The organism is Streptomyces sp. NPDC005070 (genome assembly GCF_053600395.1).
In genome coordinates this window covers 1-3702 of sequence record NZ_JBSFZS010000303.1, presented here as the reverse complement: position 1 = coordinate 3702, position 3702 = coordinate 1, and the positions used below count along the sequence as shown (strand labels likewise).

Here is a 3702-nt window from a genome sequence, read left to right as displayed (position 1 = left end):
TGGTTGCCCAGCCGGCGCGGCACCGCACGGCGGACGGCGGGGGGGGCGGTCGGTGCCCGGCTCGCGGGCGGGCCAGGGCGGGAGCCTCCCCCGACCTCCCCCGACCACACCCGGCGGGGTGAACGCCCCGACGACAGCCGCTGCGTCCGCACCGGGCCGCACGAGCGGCAGACCCTCGGCGCTCCGCCGCTGACCAGCGGCAAGAGCGGAAATCCCCTTACGCTCTAGTCATGACCGAAAGCGCGAGCCCTCACATCTCCCACCCACGGATCATGGTGCTCGGGGTGCAGCCGGGCACGCCGCCGTTCCGGATCATGGAGATCGACGGCGAGATGGTGGGCGAGGCGAAGGCGATCACGGACGTCCTGGAGTACGCGGCCGCGTACGGCATCACGGTCGACGATCTCGACGACCCCGACGTGGTCCGCTGGGTCGGCGGGGACAAACTCACCTGGCATCCGCGCTGACGCGACCCCGGCCGGGCGAACGGTCCCGGCGGGGGTGTCCCGCGCCGGCCCCCGGCCATGCGAAAGGGTCCGGCGGGATGTCCCCGCCGGACCCTTCGCCGCTCGCCCGAGCGGCCGGTCAGCCCACCGTCCACTTCTGGTTGGCGCCGCCGGTGCACGTCCAGATCTGCAGGCGGGTGCCGTTGGCCGCGTTGTTGCCCGTGACGTCCAGACATTTGTTCGCCTGCGGATTCACGAGGTCGTGAGCCGCGGTGACCGTCCATTTCTGATTGGGTCCGCCGGTGCAGTCCCAGAGCTGGACCGTCGAGCCGTCCGCCGTGCCGTTGCCCGTGACGTCCAGGCACTTGCCGAGCGCGCGGATCGTGCCGTCGGCGGACACCGTCCACTGCTGGGCGCCCGTGCCGTTGCAGTCGTAGAGCTGTACGGGCGTCCCGTTGGCGGAGTTGGCGGCCGCCACGTCCACGCACTTGCCCGCGAGGCCCTTGATCGGGCCGCCGGTGCCGCCCGAGCTGTCGCTCGTGGTCACCTTCACCTCGTCGACGACGAGTTGCTGCGGGAAGGAGGTGGAGCCGTCGGGGTCGCCCGGCCAGTATCCGCCGACCGCGAGGTTCAGGATCAGGAAGAACGGCTTGTTGAACACCCAGGTGTTGCCGCCCAGATCGGCGGGTGTGCGCCGCTGGTAGACCGTGCCGTCCACCGACCAGGTGATCGAGTTGGGCGCCCAGTCGACCGCGAAGGTGTGGAAGGCGTCCGCGAAGGCCTGGCCGTTCGGGAGGGAGTAGCCGGCACCGATACCGGCGGAGCCTGAGTACCCGGGACCGTGGATCGTGCCGTGCACGGTGGACGGCTCGAAGCCGACGTTCTCCATGACGTCGATCTCACCGGAGTTCGGCCAGCCGACCTGCCCGATGTCGCTGCCCAGCATCCAGAACGCCGGCCACATGCCCTGCCCGCGCGGGATCTTCATCCGGGCCTCGACATGACCGTACGTCGACGTGAACTTCCCGGAGGTGTTCATCCGGGCCGACGTGTACTGGCATGTGCCGTACCAGCACTGATAGTTGGCCGGATTCTCCTTGCGGGCCGTGATCACCAGATGGCCCTGGCCGTCCAGGGCGGCGTTCTTGTTGCCCGACGTGTAGTACTGCCGCTCGTGGTTGTTGACGTTGTCGCCGGTCTCGAGCTGCCACTTGGCGGAGTCGACGGCCGAACCGGCGGGACCGTCGAAGGTGTCCTGGAACGTCACGGCCGCCGCGGCGGCCGCCGGACCCGCGTGGGCGGGAGCGGCGACGACCGAGGCGGAGGCGACGAGCGCGGCGGACAGCGCCGCCAACAGACATCGGCGGAGCAGGCGTGGGGAGTCCATGACGCTCATTTCCGTACGGCCGCCCGTGACGGGTGAGCCGACTGAGGTGGGGGGCAATGGTGGGGGGGGGGTCCATGCTTCGCCTCTTGATTTAAGGAGTGAGGAAACGAGGTGTCAATACTCTGGTACGGACCAGCAGTTGCCGTCGGCTTAGACGCGAGCTCAGCCGGAGCTCAGGCGCGAGAGCGCTTCCTGGGGTGAACGGCCCGGCCGAGTCGTCGGCCCAGGAGCAGGTAACCCACCAGCGCTCCGGTGGTGTTGAGGATGACGTCGTCGACGTCGAAGGAGCGGCCGGTGATGAGGGCTCCCTGGACGAGCTCGACCAGGAGCATGACCGCCGCCGTGAGCGCGACGACGCGCAGGATGCCGCGGGTCTTCGGGAACACCACCGGCATCAGCACGCCGAAGGGCACCCCGAGCAGGAGGTTCCCGCCGATCTGCTTGACGGCGTCGCGCAGCTCGGGCTGGTCGAGATAGGCCCGCAGCGAGGCCCCGGGGTGAAGGTTGTTGTGGATCAGCGCCGCGGACGCCGGTGAGGGCTCCAGCGTCAGCCGGGCCAGCACGACGGCGAACCCCACCATGGCCGCGAACGCGATCAGCATGGCCAGCAGGCGGAAGGGCAGTGCCAGGGCTCCGGTCTCCCGCGCCGGCGCCGGAGCCGGGGTCCGCTCCGGTGTCCTGCGGCCGAGGAACGCCCACGACCTCTTCTCCGGCTTGCTCCGGCTCGTCTTCGAGGCCGTCCCGCCCCGGTCGGCCTTCGACGCAGACTTGCCTCGTCCGGCCTTCGGCGCGGGCTTTCCCCGGTCCGATCCCGACTTCGGCGCCGGCTTCTGCCGGCCGGCCACGGCCTTGGCGGCGCGAGCGCGCAACGCGGTGCGGACCATGAGACCCTCCCCTTTTCAACTGCCCTCTGGTGCAGCCCGCTTACCCCGGAAGGGGCGGAGGATGCCTGGCGTCTCGGCCCGGGGGAGGGCTTTGGGACAAAGGGGCGGAGGACCGCGGCCGGGACGGACGCCGGCGCCGGTGCGGCGGTGTTCCCGCCCCGGCGCCGACGGCTCCGCCCGATGCCGGGCTCCGCCCGATGCCGGGCTCCGTCCGATGTCGGGCTCCGCCCGGACTCAGGTCCCGTAGGTGACCGTCACGTCCGTGAAGCCGAGCGAGCGCAGCAGGCCCTCGAGCATGCTGGTGGTGTTCTCCTCGGCCCGTGCGGTGAGGCGGCTGTCCTTCGCGGCCTTGCCGATGTGCTGGGCCGCGAGGCGCTGCACGGACCGCTCGTCGTTCGGGTTGTCCGAGAAGACGTCACCGAGCCGGTCGAGCAGACCGCGCTGCTTCGAGACGGCGTAGGAGTGGTCGGGGTCGAGGGCGGGTTTGCCCAGGGCCGCGTGCGGCAGACGGAGCGTGGCCGACGTACGGTCGTCGTTGACCGTCACGTCCTTCTGGCCGATGCGCCCGAGATCGACATAGGCGTCGACGGTGCCGGCTCCCACGTACAGCGTGCGGGTGCCGCGGAGCGCGTCGGGCAGGTACTTCGCGTCCTTCTCCAGGTCCACGACCACTTGGAAGTTGCCCGACGCGGCGTCGTAACGGCTCATGTCCTGGATGGACTTGAGCAGCGCGGGGCCCGAATTGTCGTGGGTCTCCGTGCCGAACACATCGCGCAGCCCCGGCAGAACGGCCAGCCGCAGCCCGGCGAACAGCACCACGAGCACCAGCACGAAGGCGGAGACCACCTTCGCCCAGCCGGGCATGCGTTTGATGGACGTCGTCATGTCGACGGTCCTCCTTTCCGCCTGTCCGTGTACCCCCCAAGCCCCGTGACAGGCCGCCGGGTTGGTACCCGGATCGCGTGGCGGCGGCGTGCGGCGCGGT

4 protein-coding genes and 1 pseudogene are annotated in these 3702 nt (G+C 70.7%); 2 read left to right on the top strand and 3 right to left on the bottom strand.

The window, feature by feature from the left end:
- Nucleotides 1-228, top strand: a pseudogene (locus ACWEBX_RS38095) (hypothetical protein); the annotation flags it as partial.
- Between the two features lie 2 nt (nucleotides 229-230).
- Nucleotides 231-467 (top strand): hypothetical protein, encoded by a 237-nt coding sequence (locus tag ACWEBX_RS38090; RefSeq protein ID WP_361675434.1) that lies wholly within the window; start codon nucleotides 231-233, stop codon nucleotides 465-467.
- 118 nt (nucleotides 468-585) lie between these two features.
- On the opposite strand, the gene ACWEBX_RS38085 is transcribed toward ACWEBX_RS38090, so the two are convergent.
- The 3 genes from ACWEBX_RS38085 to ACWEBX_RS38075 all read right to left on the bottom strand — a co-directional run bounded on the left by ACWEBX_RS38085 (nucleotide 586) and on the right by ACWEBX_RS38075 (nucleotide 3602).
- Entirely contained in the window at nucleotides 586-1833 is a 1248-nt protein-coding gene (locus ACWEBX_RS38085) for a ricin-type beta-trefoil lectin domain protein (RefSeq protein ID WP_451889306.1), read from the bottom strand.
- 173 nt (nucleotides 1834-2006) lie between these two features.
- Nucleotides 2007-2717 carry a VanZ family protein gene (locus ACWEBX_RS38080; RefSeq protein WP_451889305.1) on the bottom strand — a complete coding sequence of 237 codons (711 nt, stop codon included), beginning with the start codon at nucleotides 2715-2717 and terminating at the stop codon, nucleotides 2007-2009.
- Between the two features lie 234 nt (nucleotides 2718-2951).
- Nucleotides 2952-3602 carry a DUF4230 domain-containing protein gene (locus ACWEBX_RS38075; RefSeq protein ID WP_451889304.1) on the bottom strand — a complete coding sequence of 217 codons (651 nt, stop codon included), beginning with the start codon at nucleotides 3600-3602 and terminating at the stop codon, nucleotides 2952-2954.
- Nucleotides 3603-3702 lie beyond the last annotated feature (100 nt).